Here is a 19,766-nt window from a genome sequence, read left to right on the forward strand (position 1 = left end):
CAATCTCCATCTCAATCTAAAATCTACCTTCTAAAATCTAAAATTAATCCCTCCTTCATCCTTCACCCTTCCCAATTCATCCTTCTTGACCTATCCTTCTCAACCTATCCTTCAATTAGTTTCCCGAACGCCACATACTCTTTGTAAAGCTTTTCGTAAACAAGGACATTGGCTGGGATTGGTTCGTAGATTTTGTCAAAACCGTTGCTCATGGCTTGTATGGCGGATTCTGTATCAGCATGAATGCCTGCAGCAACTGAAGCATACATGGCTGCACCCAAAGCTGGGGCTTGGTCGGAAGTAGCTACTTTGATCGGCATATTCAGTACGTCTGCTAGTGTCTGCATCACCAAAGTTGACTTTTTGGCAACGCCTCCAAGACCAATTACTGCATCAATCTTGACGCCTTCCTGACGGAATCTTTCTACGATGCTTTTTGATCCAAAACTGATTGCTTCTACCAAGGACTTAAACACCCGAGCAGCATCTGAACCCATATTCAAGTTTCTGATTGCACCTTTGAGTGCTTGGTTAGCATCTGGAGTTCTCCTGCCATTGATCCAATCCAAGGCTACAATTTTAGATTCCTCAACAGGTATCGCTAATGCTTCTTCAGATAATTTGACAATCAATTGATCATCAAGTTCTGTTTTTAATTTCTCTTTTTGCTCTTGATTTAAGATTTCACTTGCCTCAATCAATTCCAGAGATGGTTTAAGCAGGAGATTTTTGAACCATGCCAATACATCACCAAAACCAGACTGACCAGCTTCCAAGCCAATTGTACCAGGAATTACAGAGCCATCTACCTGTCCACAGATTCCTGGAATCAATTTATCTCCAAGCTTTTCTTTATTGGTAACCATGATATCACAAGTTGATGTTCCCATCACCTTGATCAAGGTGTTTTCTGTAATCTCTCCTCCTACTGCTCCCGCATGTGCATCAAATGTACCGACAGAAATTACTGTTTCTTCAGAAAGTCCAAGCTTATCCGCCCATTCTTTACTCAGATTACCAGCAGCTTCATCTGAAGTGTAAGTTTCAGTGTAAAGCCTGTCCTTCAAATCAGCTAAATACGGATCAAATTTGCCAAGAAATTCTTTTGGTGGCAATCCGCCCCAGCTTTCATGCCATAGCGCTTTGTGTCCTGCTGCACATCTGCTGCGCTTCAATGCCAAGGGATCTTCGCTTCCAATCAACTGAGCAGTGATAAAATCACAATGCTCCATCCATGAAAAGGCTGCATTTTTTACCGCTTCATCTTCTCTTACAACATGGAGAATTTTGGCCCAAAACCATTCGGAAGAATAAATCCCTCCTTCGTATTTTGTGAAATCTTCACCTCCCCTTGTGCGGGCAATATGATTGATTTCATCTGCCTCTTTGATGGCAGTGTGATCTTTCCAAAGCACCATCATGGCATTTGGATTTTCAGCAAATTCAGGCGTTAAAGCCAAAGACTGCCCTTTATTATCTACAGGTAAGGGTGAAGAGCCAGTTGTATCCACACAGATGGCTTTTACTTGGTTTTTGTCAATTCCCGACTTTGATAAAACTCCTTTGATCGTCTGCTCTAATCCTTCCAAATGATCTAAAGGATGTTGCCTAAATCTATTGGATACAGGATCACAATATTTTCCTTCTTTCCATCTCGGATACCAATAGACATGGCTTGCAAGGCAATTCCCATCTGCTGTATTTACCAAAACAGCTCTTACGGAATCAGAACCATAGTCAAGACCAATTACATATTTATCATTCATATTTTCACCTGTTTACTTTACTCTTACCATCAAAACTGCATTGGCTGGTACAGAAATTTTAAGATTTTCCTTGTTCAGTTTGAAATCTTTGAAAGCAGCTTTTTTCACCACTTCTTTATTTTCAAAAGTATTATGTGAATTGATCGCAGGGGCTGTGATGTATTCAGCAGTCACCGTTTTGGCATCAATTCCTCTCAAGACCACATCCAAGTCGATTTTCTTATCCGGATTGATATTAGCAATACTGATATTCACAGTTCCGTCAGCAGATTTAGAAGTAGAAATATTCAATGCTTCCATTTTTTCCTTACCGAAACTCACTTCTTCAGACTTCAAATCGTGAGAAATCAAAGTCGCATCTTTGTGAGGCTTATAAAGATCAAAAACGTGATAGGTTGGTGTCAAAATCATGTCCGTTTCATTGGTCAAAATCACCGCTTGCAAAACATTGACAGTTTGCGCAAGATTGGCCATATGAACACGGTCTGCATTTTTATTGAAAATGTTTAGAGAAATTGCAGCAACATGGGCATCACGCATGGTGTTTTGTTGGTAAAGGAATCCTGGATTTGTTCCCGGCTCTACTTCAAACCAAGTTCCCCATTCGTCGATGATCATTCCAATTCTTTTCTCAGGATCATATTTGTCCATGATCGTACCATGACGTTTGATCAAATCATCGATAAATGCAGCTTTTCTTAGCGTCTCCAAATAAGTTTCTTTGTCAAAATCTGTCGCTGACTTTTTGTTTTCCCAAGATCCAGCAATGGTATAGTAATGTAAAGAAAGTCCATCCATCATCCACAAAGGAATGTTTTTCATCAAGACTTCAGTCCAATTGTAATCCCAGTTATTCGCTCCACCAGCAATTTTATAGAGCTTATTCCCTCCATAATTTCTAGCGTAGGTTGCATATCTTCTATACTCGTTGGCATAATACTCAGGAGTCATATTTCCTCCACAGCCCCAACTTTCATTTCCAACACCCCAATATTTGATGCCCCAAGGTTCGTCTTGACCATTTCTTTTTCTCAATTCAGCCATTGGACTTACTCCATCAAAATTGATATATTCAATCCATTTGGACATTTCCTCAACGGAACCACTACCCACATTTCCTGTGATGTAAGGCTCTGTGCCAATTTTCTTCGCAAAATTCATAAACTCATGCGTACCGAAAGAATTGTCTTCCGTAACACCTCCCCAATGGGTATTAACCATTTTCGGTCTATCTGCAGGATTGCCGATTCCATCTGTCCAGTGATATTCATCTGCAAAACAACCTCCCGGCCATCTCAAATTTGGGATTTCCAAGTTGATCAATGCTTGCATTACATCTTTTCGGTATCCATCTTCATTTGGAATATCAGAGTCAGGACCTACCCAGATACCTCCGTAAATACTTCTTCCTAGGTGCTCTGCAAAATGACCGTAGATATGCTTGTTGATCTTAATATCACCTTGATCCGCATTTACGATCAAACGATTTTGGGCTAGGGAAAAGAAAGAAACCAACATCGCTGTTAGTAGCATGATCCCTTTTAAGCTTTTTGTTTTCATAAGTTTATATTTATAGGTTTATTTTTTTTGATCTGCTTTCAATAATCTCACAAAGTGGATTTTCTCTGTTTCTCGACCATCGATACTGACGAATTTCACTTCTATTTCTTCTGATTGGAAAAGGGAAATGTCATACTCCCTGTCTACTATTTTCTTTGATTCTTCAGAGTCAAAATGTTCCTCGGCTAATACTTCACCATTGATCAGAATTTTGAAAGGATTGCCATTTTTGATGGGTAAATAAGAAATCCTCAAAGTCTTTGCTTCCAAGGCTGGATTTTTAAGGTCATATTGAAAAGCAGTTGTAGTGCTTCTCCAAAAAAGTCCATTATCTTGTCCAGATTGACTGCTGACAGCTTTAAAATTATGCTCAGATTCTGGCTGCTGCTCTCCAGGTGCGACTTGGTCGATGGTAATGGATTCCAATTTCAGCATCAATTCATCCTTCCCGCTCCATTGTTTTCTAAAATCATCAACTTCATCTGCCTTTAAAACCGGCCAATAAACCTGATAGCGGCTTTCATGAATATTGAAAAATGGAACGAGACTTACAGATTCATTTTGATTATAAAATTGATTTTCGGCTAAATAGAAATTGAAATTATCATTGCTTTTCGCGGGTAAGATTTTCTCTTCTGTTTGCTTGAGAATTCCAGTTTGAAAAATCGGGACCATTTTGCCTGAAGCAACATGCCCCATTCTACTATTATCCGCAAAAATCCCCTTAAGATCTTCCTTTCCAGTCTCGGCCGCCAATACAATCGGTCCATGAACAAACGATGCCCATGGAGAACCATCAGCCAAATATTCTACCTGAGTAGACATCGGCAAGGTGACAGAAACTTGGTCTTTTGATTTCCACTTTCTGTCAATCTCAACATAGCCATCTTTCGACAGGCTTATAGGAAAAGATTTCCCATTCACCTTAACCTCCATTGCTCCTCCTTTAACCCAATCTGGATATCTGATTTTTAGCTTAAACCCCTTTTTGCCTTTATGGTCAAATTGAAGCGTTGTGCTTTCTGAAAAAGGAAAATCTGTTTTCTGAGTGAGTTTGATGCCTTTTTCTTCCCAACTCAATTCCGAAGCGATAAAGAGATTTACAAAAAGTTCATCTTCTTTATGGGCATATATAACCTGACCATATTTGGCGTGATTCTCTAAACCCGATCCTACGCAACACCAAAAATTCTCGTGGGGCTGTGAATAAACGCGATAATGCTGTGGACGCATGGGCGTGAAATAGACAAATCCACCTTTTGTCGGATGCTGAGATGAAAGGATATGATTGTATAGCGCTCTTTCGTAATAGTCGATGTATTTTCTATCCGGGCTACTTTCAAAAAGCTTCTCAGATAAACGCATCATATTGTAAGTATTGCAAGTCTCAGGGCCTTGATCAGAAGAAAGCATTGGCGAAAAATCATCTTTTGGATGAAAATGCTCTCTCACACTATTCCCACCGATGGAAACTGATCTTTGATTGGTGACATTTTCCCAAAAATAGGTGGCGGAGTTATTCCATTTTGCTTCATCTGAAAGTTGAGCGATACGCTGAAAACCAATCACTTTAGGAATTTGGGTGTTGGCATGCATTCCTGTAAGTTTATCTTGGCGATTTGTAAGGGGATCCAAGATCAAATTATGAGACATTTTTTTTGCAAGCGTTAGGTATTTTGGATCTCCAGTGATTTCTGCCACATCAGCAAAAACTTCATTCAACCCTCCATGCTCGCTGATTAGTATTTCTTGAAATTGTGCTTCTGAAAATTCTTCGGTCAAGTCATAAAACCAATCTGAAAGCTCGATCAACATTGGTTTTGCATCAGCTATTCCTGCAATCAAATAAGCATCTTTTAGCCCTGCGTAGATTTTGTGAATATTGTAAAGCGGTACCCATCTGTCATTGAGAGAAAAACTACCTGCTTTGATATTTCCAGTTCTGATTTCTTCCCAGATTTTTTGTCCGTTAGGAATACCACCGATATAGCCATTTGCATTTTTATTCTGAGCTAACTTCAGTTGCTCAATCATATAATCCAATCGGCTTTTGATTTCAATATCTCCAGTAGATGCGTACATCATGGCTAAGGCAGAAAGATAATGACCACCTATGTGGCCATCTAATCCTGTATTTTCCCAATTTCCGTAATTCTCAGCAGTCCATTCTATTCCAGCATCTTTCATGTATGGAGCCAAAAGTCTGTCAACATCCATCTCAAGAATATATTTTTTATCCACTTCTTGAGCATTTTTGAATGGACTATCCAACAATTTTACCTGATCCAATTTAAAATATTGAACACGGTTAGATTGTGCATACGAAGCTGAACTTAATGCAAGAATGAAAGCAAAACAAATAACTTTAAGAGTGCTGGGCATGTAATTTTTATTTCTTTTTGGCCCAAATGGCCGTTCCTTCATTATTCAAACCGGTGTAAATAATTGTTTCCTTCTTTTTCTCCCAGTCATATTCATTGTCAACATAAACTTTGTCCACAAATGCACCATTTCCATAATTTAGCGTAAGCCAAGGCTTTTCATAAGTCCAGACATTTTCTTCATTATCACCAATAGTTCCGTCAGCATTAAGAGTTAAATCGGCTGAAACTTGAAGATCTGGTAAGAATTGCTCTTCCGCATAACCTGGTACTATTCTATAACCAAGAATGATTTGCTCCCATGTTCCTACGAGTTCATCTCTTTGAATATCTTTGGTAGGAAGATTAGCGAAGCGTTGAGGCGAAGCCACTGGCCAACCGTCTTCTGTCCAATATAATTTTCTAACATGTTTGATCATGTAAAACCTATCGGCAACTGGTCTTCCCTGATGCGCAATGTAAAACTGATCTCCTTCTCTAAAGACCGCATTGTGAGCTACACCCTGCCAACCTGCATGATCTTGAAATTTGTAAGGAGCTACGATCATGGGAACATTATCTTGTTCACCATTCATGTCTACCCCATTGAAATCTAAAAATGGACCTGTCGGACTTGTAGATCTACCAACGCGGATATTGTACTTTGATTCCAACCAATCGTAGGATAAAAACATGTAGTAGAAACCTGTGGCCTCATTGTAAATCACTTCTGGCGCTTCAATATTTCCATTGATCCTACTTCCTGTAAAACCTCTTTGAACTACTCTAAAGCCCTTATCATTATTCGTCTTAGCCAAACCAGTTTCAGAATTTAATTCCATCACATAAAGTCCGTCAAAAGCAGATCCATAATACATCCAATGTTTGCCATCTTTATCTATAATCACAGCAGGATCAATGGCATTTGTCATAGGAATATTGGTATTAGATGTTACTGCCAAACCTTTTTCTTCCCATGGCCCATCTATATTATTAGAAGTTAAAAGACCAATTGCGCTGAGCTTAAATATTTGAGAAGATTGAGAGTAATAAAGTCTGAATTCATCCCCAACTTTGATGATGTAAGGAGCCCAAACATTATCAAAAGGTTCTCCCCCATTTTGTCTAATATAATTGACAGCTTGTGTAGGCCTTCCATTAAATGCCCAACCTCTGAACTCCCAAGCTACTAAATCTCGGGATCTTCTGACCTGAATCCCTACTCTAGACAAAGACTGTCCATACGCCACATCAGTTCCAAAACTGTAATACCATTCTCCTTCTTTAATCACAGATGGGTCATGTGAATTGTAGGGTCCCCATTGACTTGCAAACTGAAAAGACGCAATCTGCCCATAGAAATCCTGAATTTGTGAAAGCGGTACAGGGATACCCTGCACAGGAGGGTTTGAGTTTGAAGGTGGTGGATTTGTGACTGTAGGTTCATCTTCCATGCCATTATCACAGGAGAAAAAAACTCCTGAAAAGATTATAGCTATCAGTATAAAAGTAAATGGTGACTTGAATTTCATAATCAATTAATTTTGCGTTCGTTATTGCTTGATCTTTGCTTTGATCATCGTAAATGAATGCGCTGGGAATGCATAAGTAACTTTTTCTCCTTTACCTTTCAATGTTTTAGTTTTTGTATCCACGTTTGTTTTGCCAAAATCATTCATTGCTTTAATATCCGGTCCATTGACTTCAAAAACTTCAAAGTCACCAGTAAACTCACCTTCGATTGCCAAAATATCTGTTGTAATAGCTTTGTCTTTGTGTCTGTTGACTACATTGATGATCAATTCATCTCCCAAGACTGTCGCTGACACATCTAGAAAAGGAACATCTTTCAAATCTGCTCTTTGCTCTCCAAGACCCAAGGCAAAACTTCCAGTATCATATTTTTCAGAATCCACAAAAACATCCAAAGATGTACCATGTGCATGTTGTGCAAAAAGTGCCAAAGGATGATAGATAGTTTGTAAGAAAAGGCCATTTTCATTGGTGAAAATCGGTGCAATTACATTTACTAGTTGTGCCATATTTGCGATTTTTACCACATCAGCATTTCTGATAAATGCATTTAGAAATGAAGAAATTACCAAAGCATCTTCCAAATTGTAGCGTTCTTCCAAAGCAATATCTCCAGACATGGTCTCAGAAGATCTCCATCTGTACCAAATGTTGTATTCATCCCAAGCAATGTAAATCGGATCACGATCACCTCTATCTGCTCTTGACATCGCTTCGTCAATTATGCCAGAAACCAGTTTAGTTCTCTCTTCCAAAACCAAAGGAGAAGCTACAAATGCATAATAATTGTCATCGACATTCCCTACATACATGTGAAGTGCAAGGTAATCGACCACGTTTTTCAATTCATCAATGACTGTTTTATTCCATGCCATTGGATTTGATCCAGGGTAGAAATTAGAAGAACCTGCTGCCACCAACTTGATCGATGGATCAGTTAGCTTCATCAATTTCCCAGCTTCCCTTGCTTTTTTGGCGTAATCTTCAGCATTCAGATGCCCCATTTGCCAAGGTCCATCCATTTCATTACCCAAACCCCAATAAGTAATCTTATGTGGTTTTTCGTATCCGTGTTTTTTTCTTAATTCAGCATAATATGGGCCTGATTCTACATTGGTATATTCTACCCAATGCTGTGCTTCTTGGATCGTACCTGTTCCTAAGTTCACTGCGAAATAAGGTTCGGTATCCATTAATTTGGCGTAATCCATAAATTCGTTGGTACCAAATTGATTAGATTCTAATCTATTCCATGCCAATTCCAATCGAGCAGGTCTATCTTCTTTTGGTCCAACACCATCAAGCCAGTTGTAATTCGAAACAAAATTACCTCCAGGGTAACGCGTCAAGGTAACATTCAAACCTTGCACTGCTTCAAGGACATCTAATCTAAATCCATTTTCATCTGAAAGGGGATTGCCTAGATCATAAATCCCTCCATAAACACATCTTCCTAGGTGCTCAACGAAGTTCCCGTATATTTTTTTATCAACTTCACCAATCTTCCGATCCAAATCAATTTTAATCCTTGCGTTTTGGGCAAACACTTCGCCAGAGAATCCAAGTAAGGTTCCTGAAATAGCTAGTGCTGTTGTTATCTTTTTAATATTCATATCTAGGGTTTATTTATTTCTTGTTTTATTTTTCTAAAGTGACAATCGGCCAACCTTCATTATCCCAATCCATTTCGCGAATCAATAATTTTGATCTGCCATTGTCTTTGGCATCATAACCGTGGAAAATCAAATAATCTGTTCCATCAAAAGTATAAGCGGAATTATGACCTACACCATGCCAATTTTCATTTCCTTCCAATACCAAAGTCCCTCCACCTTCAAACATACTTTTTCCATCACGATCAAGGTATGGCCCTGTTACATCTTTGGACCTTCCGACGACCATTTTGTAAGTACTATTCACCCCTCTGCAGCAATAGTCAAAAGAAACAAATAGATAATACCAGTCATCTTTTTTAAAAATAAATGGTGCTTCCACAGCGCCATCTCCTGGATTGCGATCGTCTAGTTCAAAAGTTCTTGCTCTTCTGGAAATCGTGTACCAATCATCTGGACCATTCTGAACTGTTTTTAAATCATCCGCCAATCTGACCAATTTCATTCCATTCCAAAAAGAGCCATAGCTGAACCATGGTGTTCCTTCATCATCAAAAACTAAATTCGGGTCAATGGCATTCCAAAGGTCCCTTCCTGGAACTGATTGCACGACTATTCCCTGATCTTCCCATTTATAATCTGGAGAATCAGGATTTAATGTTTTGTTTTTTACCAAACCAATTGCAGAGGTGTTTTTCGCAAAAGATGATACGGAATAATACATATAGTATTCTCCTTTATGATATGTGATGTCAGGTGCCCAAATGTGGTTTTTGAAATCAGCGGCTACACTGTTCGCCCAAGTAGGTGGATCGGTAAAAACAGCCTTTTCTCTTTTCCATTGCACCATGTCTGGTGAAGACCAAAATGCAATGCCTGGTCCTGTACAAAATAAATAGTAAGTGTCGCCTTCCTTGATCATGACAGGATCATGTACAGGTATGTCGGTTCTATATTCTTGAGACCAAGTAGTAAGGGAGATTAAAAAAGCCAAGAATGTCAATAGTATATTTTTCATTTTGGGTCATGTTTAGGGATGAATCATCTCGATAAAAGCTGAGATTCCTTTGCAGAGTAGTCAGATAATTCTTTATTAGTGAAAGTGCTTTTCCGGAATTATTCAATCGGCAATTTTAGAAAAATGAAAAGGTAAGAAAGTCTCTATGTTTGATATAGAAAACCCACTTTCCTTTTCATTTGACAATAGGTTTAAGATTTTATAATAGATGAATTTGATAAAGGCAGGTTCGAGGTGAAATCCAAGAACCCGCTTTTATAAAACTACTTACCCTATTAATTATTTGCACTGTTAGGAGACAAGTTTGGATTGTTGTCCAACTCACCTTGTGGTATTGGCATCCACTGATTCCCTGGAGTGAAAGTATTGAATTCTGAATCTCTGCTTCTTAAGAAAGCTAATTTCGCTGGATCTTCGAACCAACCCCATCTTACTAAATCATTGATTCTTTGTCCTTCGATAGCGAATTCTAAGAATCTTTCGTGGGCGATTTGATCTCTCATTTCAGCTTGAGACATTCCTGGTTTTACAGTCGCCAAATCTGGTAAATTAGCTCTGTTTCTTACTTGCTGAATGAAACCATAGGCCTCAGCAGTTCTACCCAATTCATTCAATGCCTCAGCATGAAGCATTAGAATATCTGCATATCTCAAGATACGATAGTTGATTCCAGATCTAAACTGATCTTCAACTGAAGGCCCAAACCCATCATTGGTATATTTTCTTGGATAGATTTCGGTTGGAGAATAGGGCCATTGATCATTATATAATCTTGTGCTATTCTCTGTAGGTTCAAATGAAGCAATAGTTGCCAAAAGACGCGGATCTTTTCTACCATCAACTGTCAATTCTTTATGATAATCATCATACAAAGCCCTAGTTGGCAAGAAATCATTGAAACCATAACCTCTAGCAGCATAGGTCACAGCTTGTGCCGATACTTGTGTCCAGTTGGCATTTGGATTACCTCCCCAATTCAAAATAGAACCACCAACTTCTGCTGGAGTAGCAAATTGAACTTCGAAAAGAGACTCCGCATTATTTTCTGTTCTTGGATCAAAATTATCTCTATAATTTTCCATCAATCTATATGGCCCATGTTGACCACCCACAAGCTCAGCGAACTGAGTCGTAGCTTCTGCCCATCTTTTTCTGTAAACAAGTGCTTTACCAAGCATTCCTGTAGCAGCTCCGCTTGTAGCTCTACCAATATTTCCTCTGTCAGGACCTGTTACATTTTGATAGTTTGCAGGAAGATTTGCTTTAGCATTTGTGAAATCAGATATGATTTGCTCCCAAATAGCTTCTTCAGTGGCTGTCGCAGGGTAAAACTCTGATCTGTCAGCAGGAAGGGTTGTAATCAAAGGAACTTCTTTATAGAAATTCGCTAGGTTAAAATATGCTAAACCTCTTAAGAAATAAGCCTGACCTAGTACTCTTTTTTTCAAGTCTTGATCCATTTCTATATTTGGCACATTATCTAAAACTTGATTTGCTCTCCAAACCATTTGGTAATGTGCTTCCCAAACCCATGCAACAGGTCCGGAAGTAGTAGGGATTGTAAAATTTGCAACTAGCATCAAATCAGGCCAAGGACTGTCACCTTGAATATCGTCGGCTCTTCCGTCCATCAAAGATGGAAACATTCTCATGTAGGTTCCATCAATCATTAGACTGTTATAAATTGAATTTACTGCAGCAACAGCATCAGCTTCTGTTTGCCAGAAAGTACCTGTTGTAGCGATATTAGGGTTAGTTAGGTCCAAATTTGACTCGCAACCAGCAGTTGCTAACATTGCTCCAGCCAAAAGAGAATATATATATTTTTTCATGATTAGATTATTTTGGTTGTATTACTTGCAATTAGAAAGAAACTTGAAGACCGAGCATCATTGTTCTTGGTCTTGGAAATGATCCAAAGTCAAATCCTGGGTTGAATACCCCCGAAGTAAAATCTGGGTTGTAACCTTTGTAAGCTTGGAAAGTAAATGGATTCTGTACAGAAGCGTATACTCTAGCTGATTGGAATTTGGTCATAAACCCAGTGACTCTTGGGATTTTGTATCCAACAGATATTGTCTGTATTCTTAAGTGAGTTCCATCTTGCAACCAACCTTCTCTATTTGAATCTCTTTGGTTTTGGTTTGGATCACCTGCTACCAATCTAGGCCATACGTCACTTGGATTCTCTGGAGTCCATCTTTGTAATATATCTTCGTGACGGTTGGTGAAATCCTGCGTCAACATGATATCTCTATATTGTCTGCTGTTGATCAAATATCCACCTGCACCCGAAGCGAAGACTGTGAAATCAAAGTTTTTATAAGCCCCTGAGAAATTCAAACCATAATATATAGTTGGTAAAGCATTTCCAAGATTCACTCTATCTCCCGCAAAATCAATTACGCCATCTCCATTGATGTCCTCGAATTTTACATCACCGGGAGCTGTACCTGCATTTTGGAATGCATGATTATCGATTTCTTCTTGTGTTTGGAAAATCCCAATCGCTTTGTGTCCAAAATGATGTCCGATAGGTAATCCGACAATCGTTCTAGCGCCTGCACCAAAAATTGGCTGGTTATCTCCACCTAAGGCAAGGACTTCATTTTGAAGGGTTGTGGCATTTGCTGAAAGATCAAAAGTGAAATCACCAGTCATTTTTCTATATGTTAACTGGAATTCAAATCCTTGATTTCTCAAGCTACCAGCATTCACAACTGGACTACCTGCTGCACCTGTAGACGCAGGAATTGGAACAGACACCAAAATATCTGTCGTTTTACTGTTATAGTATTCTGCAGAAAACTCGATTTTCCCATCAAACAAGGCTCCATCAAATCCAATATTTGAAGTTGTTCTTGTTTCCCATCTGATATTAGGATCTACTTGTTGCGTTTGAATCGAACCTCTTACTACATCACCCCCAAAGTTGTAAAGTACATTCGGATTGATTGTAGCAAAGTATAAATAGTCACCAATATTTGCATTACCCAATTGACCATAACTTGCTCTCATCTTCAAATCAGAAATGAAAGAAGGAAGTGTAATAAATGATTCATTGTGAATATTCCAACCTAATGCTACAGAAGGGAAGTTACCAAATCTATTGGTTGGAGAGAATTTAGATGAACCATCTCTCCTCAATGTAGCTGTTAACAAATACCTGTCATCATAGTTGTAGTTCACTCGACCAAGAAATGAAGCTATAGCACTCCTAAATTCGTTTCCAGAAGCTTGCTTATTCACCCCGTTATCTAATACAGGAAAGTTAACATCAATATCTTCTGAGTATCCATTTCTGTTGATTACGCCTGTTTCTTGGTACATTTGACCAGCTAGAACATCTAGACTATGCTTGCCGAAAGTGCCTTTATAGTTGATGGTATTCTCTATCAAACCTGTGGATAAAATTCTGTGTCCATCATCCATTCTAGAAGTTCCATCATTGAAGAAAAAGCCTAATCTAAATGCTGGAAGGTATGCAAGATCTCTTGCATTTGTTCTGTCATAGTTTAAGTTTAGCTTATATGACAATTTGTGGTTTTCCTGATCGATCAGTTGATATTCTCCAAAAGCAGTAGCAAACGTTCTATCAACAGTGGTATTAGCAGTAAACAAATTATTGACACCAATCACATTGAGTGAAATGGCTCTTTGAAGATCTGCTTCTGTACCGCCATAACCTCCGAGATTATTTGGATCAAAAATCGGCATCGTTGGGATCGCTTGTACCAAATCTGCCACTAACGGCGGCCTGTTACCAGCAAGTACATCTGGACGATAAGTCAGAGCATCTTCGTAAGAATGTGTATAATACAATGAAGTCCCAACTTTCAATCTTCCTTTCTCCGAAAGTGTATTCATTCTCATGGAATATCTTTCGTAGTTTGGTCCATTTCCCACAAGTGTTCCTGTGTTTTCAAAATAATCTACAGATGCATTATACTGTGTGTATTCACCACCACCAGAGAAATTCAAATTATGATTTTGTCTAAAACCATTTTTCAGACCTTCTTTTTGCCAATCTGTATCAATATCAGTGATATATCTTGGGTTGTTTGGATCATTAGCTGGAACCAAAGGCTGATTGCCATTTCTCTGAACTTCGTTGATGATCATTTGATAATCTTCTCTTCCCAATACAGGAATTCTCTGCCATACCTGATCTACCCCTACATAAGTATTGTATTCCACCTTCAAAGGAGAATTTTTCTTCCCTTGTTTTGTTGTGATGATTACCACGCCATTTGCAGCTCTTGAACCATAAATCGCGCCTGCAGAAGCATCTTTCAACACCTGCATAGTCTCAATATCATTTGGGTTGAAATCTCTAGGTGTAGTACCTACAGGAACTCCATCAATCACATAAAGTGGCTGACCATTTCCAAAAGTAGAAATACCTCTGATTCTCACACTTGGAAAAGCTCCAGGTTGACCATCTGATGTCACCTGAACACCTGAAACCCTACCTTGAAGCATTTGAGCAACATCATTGGTAGAGAATTTCTTGATTTCGTCAGTATTGACTACAGATATTGCACCTGTAATATCAGATTTCTTTTGTGTCCCATACCCTACTACAATCACTTCATCCAGATTGCTAATATCTTCTTGCAGTGTAATATTAAGTACAGATTGATTTCCTACAGTCACTTCTTGTGTAGTATATCCAACAAAAGAAAATACTAAAACTGAAGTTCCATCAGGAACAGAAATAGAAAAGGAACCATCAAGATCAGTGGCTACACCTCTTGTAGTTCCTTTTACCAAAACGGTTACACCAGGAATCGGCAATTGATCTGAAGCAGATTTCACAACACCTCTTACCGTAATGTCTTCGGCTGCCATGTCGAGTCCTCCATGAATGCCTTCACTAGCTATAGCATTACTAAAATTAAATGTATAATTTACACCTAAAAAAAGTAGCATGGCTATCTTTAATCGTAAACACTTTAAGTTCATAAATTTTAGGGTTTATTGAATTTGGAATATTTTTTCTTATTCTAAATAGTTTAAAGTACAATTTTAAAATATTTAAACAATTGATTTTCTATCATTTAAATATTCACCAAGCCATACTTATCGCTATCATGAACGAATATTAGAGAATAAAATTTAAAGTCACAAATATTAATTGTCTTTTTTACACTATTAAAAAAATTTTATCAAAATTACAGTTCAATCCGCTTAGAATTTGAGTTCATAAAATGGCTGCAAGTCAAAATAAAAATATTGCATCTATCAATATTAATTGTTATTAGCTCACCCAACTTTGAAAAAAGTGTAGTTTAATGAAATTGATTAGCTGCAATGACATCAGCATTTAAATACATTACTCAATGTAATATGGATAAAAGTCTTCAGTCAACTACGCAGCGGCGCGCAAGTGTAAACAGACAATAGCTGATTGAAATAAACTTCATACAATATTGCCAAAGGCTACTGATGTAAAAACCGATAAATATAAATTCTTTTAAGATTACTAGTTTTTTCATCAAATAAGAAAAAGACAAATTTATGATAAATCAGTCTAGCAGCTTCCTGTTTATTTATGGAAGAGAAATATTAAGTGTCAGTATTGGATTTATATGTAGAAAATAACTAACTTTCAAAATAAATCAAGCCTAAACCCATAACATAAACCAAATATGAAGTATTCAAATCAAACCAGGCTACTGGTGGCCGTGGATTGTATAATTTTTGGCTTCGACGGTGTCGATTACAAGTTACTACTGATTCAGAGGGGATTTGCTCCAGAAAGAGAGAAATGGAGTCTTATGGGTGGATTCGTGCAAACTGACGAATCATTAGATGAAGCCGCAGAGCGTATTTTGAAGCAACTTACTGGCTTACACGATGTTTATATGGAAGAAATGCAGGCATTTAGTCAACCTGACAGAGATCCCATCGAAAGAGTCATCGCAGTGGCTTATGTGGCATTGATAGATATAGAAAAATATCAGGCACAAATTAATGATGATTTTCATGCCAGATGGTACTCTATCAAAGAGCTTCCAAATCTGATTTTTGATCACAAAAACATGGTGGAAATAGCACTTACAAAGTTGAGATACAAAGCTGCTTTTCACCCTATTCTATTTGAATTGTTACCTGAAAAATTCACACTGCCTCAACTTCAGGCGATGTATGAAGGATTATATGACACAAAAATCGATAAAAGAAATTTCACTAGAAAAGTATTGTCAACCAAACTATTGAAAAAAGAAACTGATAAAGATAAATCAAGCTCAAAAAAGGGAGCATTCTATTATTCTTTAGACGAGGAGCATTACAAGGAGAACTTCACTAATATCCATAATTTCATTCCCAGAAATGAAATCCCTGGCGGTCTAGATTAAATTTCCCTCCTCATATTTTTTTTATTCAAATTTTAGGTGTAAATATGACACTTAATTGCTTTATATGGCAATTCATGTTGTTCAATTAACATTTTAAACCCTCTAAAACTCAGTTTCTATATGAATGCTGGATTCTCTACTTTAGATTACATTGTTTTTTCAGCCTACGCGGTCATCATCGTTGCTGTAGGTCTTTGGGTCTCACGATCCAAAACAGGTGTCCAAAAGACAGCACAAGAATATTTTTTGGCGGATAAATCACTCACTTGGTGGGCCGTTGGTGCATCTTTGATCGCAGCCAATATTTCAGCTGAGCACTTCATAGGAACTTCAGGCTCTGGATTTGCAATCGGATTGGGTATAGCAGCTTATGAATGGATCGCAGCGATCACCTTAATCATTGTAGCCAAGTACTTCTTGCCCGTATTTCTTAAAAATGGCATTTATACCATGCCTCAGTTTTTGGAATCCCGATTTGATAAAAGGGTCAGTACAGCATTTGCTGTATTTTGGCTTTTAGTCTATGTATTTGTAAATCTTACCTCTGTAAGTTATTTGGGCGCACTTGCCATGGAAAAAATCATGGGTGTTCCTTTACAATATGGAATCATTGGACTTTTGGTATTTTCGGGAGTCTACTCTATTTATGGAGGACTCGAAGCTGTCGCTTGGACAGATGTAGTGCAGGTAATTGTGTTAATTGCAGGTGGTTTGGTAACCACATTCTTGGCACTAGAGGCAGTTGGAGATGGCGCAGGTGTATTTGCTGGTATGGCAAACCTGTATGAAGCAGCTAGAGAACATTTTGTAATGGTAGTTCCCAAAGGAGAAATCATGATCCCTGATGGTGTCGGTGGATTGAAAGACGCTTATCAAGATTTACCGGGAGTAGCTGTAGTCCTAGGCGCCATGTGGCTGACCAACATTGGCTATTGGGGATTCAATCAATATATCATTCAAAAAGGCCTTGCTGCAAAAAGTATAGAAGATGCGAAGAGAGGATTGATCTTCGCAGGTTACCTAAAAATTCTTATTCCATTATTAGTGGTAATTCCAGGTATTGCGGCTTGGGTATTGATCAATAAATCAACTCCGGAAGAATTGTCAGTGATGTTGAATGTTCCATTTGACCAAATTGGAACAATTGACAAATCAGATGAAGCATACCCTTGGCTTTTGAAAAACTTTGTTCCTGCTGGAATAAGAGGATTGGCATTTGCGGCGCTAGCAGCAGCGATTGTTTCATCCCTTGCATCGATGATCAATAGTACTTCGACCATTTTCACTATGGACATCTACAAAGTATACTTCCAACCTGAAGCTACCAATAATCAGTTGGTGAGATCAGGTAGGTTAGTCGCTATTGTATCACTTTTCATTGCTATGCTTGTCGCTCCACAGTTAGCATCTCTAGATCAAGTTTTCCAATATATTCAAGAATATACAGGATACATTTATCCTGGGGTCGTTGCCGTATTCTGCATGGGTTTGTTTTGGAGACAAATCACAGGGAATGCTGCGCTTTGGACAGCTATTGCTACAATTCCAGTAGGTATTGTATTTAAAGTATTGTATCCCGAAATGCCTTTCTTATTGAGAATGGGATATGTATTTATCATCCTATTGCTTATTGCCTCGGTTATAAGTTTCACGGAAAAGAAAACACACGTCAATCCGGCGTTCAAAGAAAAGGGAATTGGTAGTAAGTCCTTGACTGCTTCTTACATCTTCTTTGCATTAGGATTAATTTCTACTATCCTCGGCATTCTTTTCCTTAATGACTTCGAATCAATCGGATTTGAGTCCATATTTATGATGGCCTCTTTATTTATGATGCTAGGAGTAATTTTATTCACAAATGTCAAAATGAAAACTGCAGATCCAAAATCTTTAACTGTAGACCCTGTACTCTTCAATACTGCCACACCATTCAATATTGGTGCTGCCGGAATCATATTGATTGTGGGTCTTCTTTATTATTTCTTTTGGATGTAATCAAAATCAAACCTTATAAACGAAAAACTCATGAATAATCTCAAACAAAACGAAGTATGGTTTCTCACAGGAAGCCAGCACTTATATGGAGAAGAAACCCTTCGTCAAGTTGCGGAGCATTCTCAAGTCATAGCCAAAGAGCTAAATGAATCTGAAGGAATCAGCGTAAGTATCATTTACAAACCAACTGTAAAAACTACAGAAGAAATCTATGCGGTCTGCCAAGAGGCAAACCAAAATAAAAACTGTATTGGTGTCATTGCATGGATGCATACTTTTTCTCCTGCCAAAATGTGGATTGGAGGATTGAAAATTCTTCAAAAACCAATGCTTCACCTGCACACTCAGTTCAATCGAGATATTCCTTGGGCTACCATTGATATGGATTTTATGAATCTCAATCAAAGTGCCCACGGAGATAGAGAATTTGGGTTCATGGTTTCGAGAATGAAGATCGAAAGAAAAGTAGTTGTCGGCCATTGGCAAGATCCGAATGTAAAGTCACAAATTGACACTTGGGCAAGAGCAGCTTCAGGATGGCATGATTGGCAGGGAGCAAAATTCGCAAGATTTGGAGACAACATGCGTAATGTAGCCGTTACAGAAGGTGACAAAGTAGAAGCTGAATTACAATTTGGGTTTGCTGTTAACACATTTGCCGTAGGCGACTTAGTCCAACTCATCAATGCTGCTTCTGAGTCTGAAATCAAGGCACTTGTAGAAGAATATGAAGCAACTTATACCATGGCAGACAATTTAAAAGCCAATGGGGCAAAGAGATCCTCTTTGATCGATGCTGCGCAAATCGAAATAGGAATGCGTAAATTTTTGAAAGAAGGAGGATTCAAAGGCTTCACCAATACCTTTGAAGATCTTCATGGTATGAAGCAATTGCCAGGAATCGCAACGCAGCGATTGATGGCCGAAGGCTATGGCTATGCAGGTGAAGGTGATTGGAAAACAGCTGCCTTGGTAAGAGCAATGAAAGTGATGGGAACAGGACTTGAAGGAGGTAATGCATTTATGGAAGACTACACTTACCATTTTGATCCGAGCAACTGCATGGTACTTGGAGCACACATGCTAGAAGTTGATCCAGTTTTGGCCAATGGAAAACCTACTTGTGAAGTTCATCCTCTTGGAATTGGCGGAAAAGAAGATCCTGTAAGATTAGTCTTCAATGGAAAAGCAGGTGCATCTCTCAATGCTTCACTTGTAGATATGGGAAATAGATTCAGACTTGTCGTGAATGAAGTCGATGCAGTAGAAGTGCCTCATGCACTTCCAAAACTTCCTGTGGCAAGAGTAATGTGGAAACCGCTTCCTGACATGAATACAGGTTGTGCAGGTTGGATTTATGCCGGCGGTGCCCACCACACATGTTTTAGCCAAAGTTTGACAGCGGAGCACCTAACAGATTTTGCGAAAATCGCAGGCTTGGAAAATATCATAATTGACAAAGAAGCAAACCTTCGACAACTTCAAAACGAAATCAAATGGAGTGACGCTTTCTACCGATTAGGGTTTTAAATTCATGAATCTTAATTAACTTAAAAAGG

General features: G+C 38.5%; 11 protein-coding genes. 3 read left to right on the plus strand and 8 right to left on the minus strand.

Translation table 11 applies throughout. From position 1 onward, the window contains the following. Window positions 1–104: 104 nt before the first annotated feature. The 8 genes from IEV57_RS12190 to IEV57_RS12225 all read right to left on the minus strand — a co-directional run bounded on the left by IEV57_RS12190 (window position 105) and on the right by IEV57_RS12225 (window position 14,815). Window positions 105–1,766, minus strand: a complete 1,662-nt coding sequence (locus tag IEV57_RS12190) for a ribulokinase (protein WP_188443222.1) — start codon at window positions 1,764–1,766, stop codon at window positions 105–107. A gap of 12 nt (window positions 1,767–1,778) precedes the next feature. Further along, window positions 1,779–3,326, minus strand: coding sequence for an alpha-N-arabinofuranosidase (locus IEV57_RS12195; protein ID WP_188443224.1), 1,548 nt, complete (start codon window positions 3,324–3,326; stop codon window positions 1,779–1,781). 18 nt (window positions 3,327–3,344) lie between these two features. Beyond that, window positions 3,345–5,708: a glycoside hydrolase family 127 protein gene (locus tag IEV57_RS12200; RefSeq protein WP_188443226.1), complete on the minus strand. Its 2,364-nt coding sequence runs from the start codon at window positions 5,706–5,708 to the stop codon at window positions 3,345–3,347. 7 nt (window positions 5,709–5,715) lie between these two features. Then, entirely contained in the window at window positions 5,716–7,218 is a 1,503-nt protein-coding gene (locus tag IEV57_RS12205) for an arabinan endo-1,5-alpha-L-arabinosidase (protein WP_229744434.1), read from the minus strand. A 21-nt stretch (window positions 7,219–7,239) separates the two neighbouring features. Continuing rightward, complete coding sequence (locus tag IEV57_RS12210) at window positions 7,240–8,832, minus strand: alpha-N-arabinofuranosidase (RefSeq protein ID WP_188443228.1); 1,593 nt, start codon at window positions 8,830–8,832, stop codon at window positions 7,240–7,242. A gap of 25 nt (window positions 8,833–8,857) precedes the next feature. After that, window positions 8,858–9,850, minus strand: a complete 993-nt coding sequence (locus IEV57_RS12215) for an arabinan endo-1,5-alpha-L-arabinosidase (protein ID WP_188443230.1) — start codon at window positions 9,848–9,850, stop codon at window positions 8,858–8,860. Window positions 9,851–10,125: 275 nt separating this feature from the next. Continuing rightward, window positions 10,126–11,682: a RagB/SusD family nutrient uptake outer membrane protein gene (locus tag IEV57_RS12220; protein ID WP_188443232.1), complete on the minus strand. Its 1,557-nt coding sequence runs from the start codon at window positions 11,680–11,682 to the stop codon at window positions 10,126–10,128. 31 nt (window positions 11,683–11,713) lie between these two features. Beyond that, window positions 11,714–14,815 carry a SusC/RagA family TonB-linked outer membrane protein gene (locus IEV57_RS12225; RefSeq protein WP_188443234.1) on the minus strand — a complete coding sequence of 1,034 codons (3,102 nt, stop codon included), beginning with the start codon at window positions 14,813–14,815 and terminating at the stop codon, window positions 11,714–11,716. Window positions 14,816–15,501: 686 nt separating this feature from the next. On the opposite strand from IEV57_RS12225, the gene IEV57_RS12230 reads away from it, so the two are divergent. The 3 genes from IEV57_RS12230 (at window position 15,502) to araA (ending at window position 19,737) form a co-directional block, all read left to right on the plus strand. Continuing rightward, entirely contained in the window at window positions 15,502–16,212 is a 711-nt protein-coding gene (locus IEV57_RS12230) for an NUDIX hydrolase (RefSeq protein ID WP_188443236.1), read from the plus strand. A gap of 120 nt (window positions 16,213–16,332) precedes the next feature. After that, window positions 16,333–18,207: a sodium/sugar symporter gene (locus IEV57_RS12235; RefSeq protein WP_188443238.1), complete on the plus strand. Its 1,875-nt coding sequence runs from the start codon at window positions 16,333–16,335 to the stop codon at window positions 18,205–18,207. A 30-nt stretch (window positions 18,208–18,237) separates the two neighbouring features. Then, on the plus strand, window positions 18,238–19,737 hold the full coding sequence (gene araA, locus IEV57_RS12240; protein WP_188443240.1) for an L-arabinose isomerase: 1,500 nt from the start codon (window positions 18,238–18,240) through the stop codon (window positions 19,735–19,737). Window positions 19,738–19,766 lie beyond the last annotated feature (29 nt).

The organism is Belliella aquatica, from assembly GCF_014637795.1.
In the GTDB taxonomy this organism is placed as follows: Bacteria; Bacteroidota; Bacteroidia; order Cytophagales; family Cyclobacteriaceae; genus Belliella; species Belliella aquatica.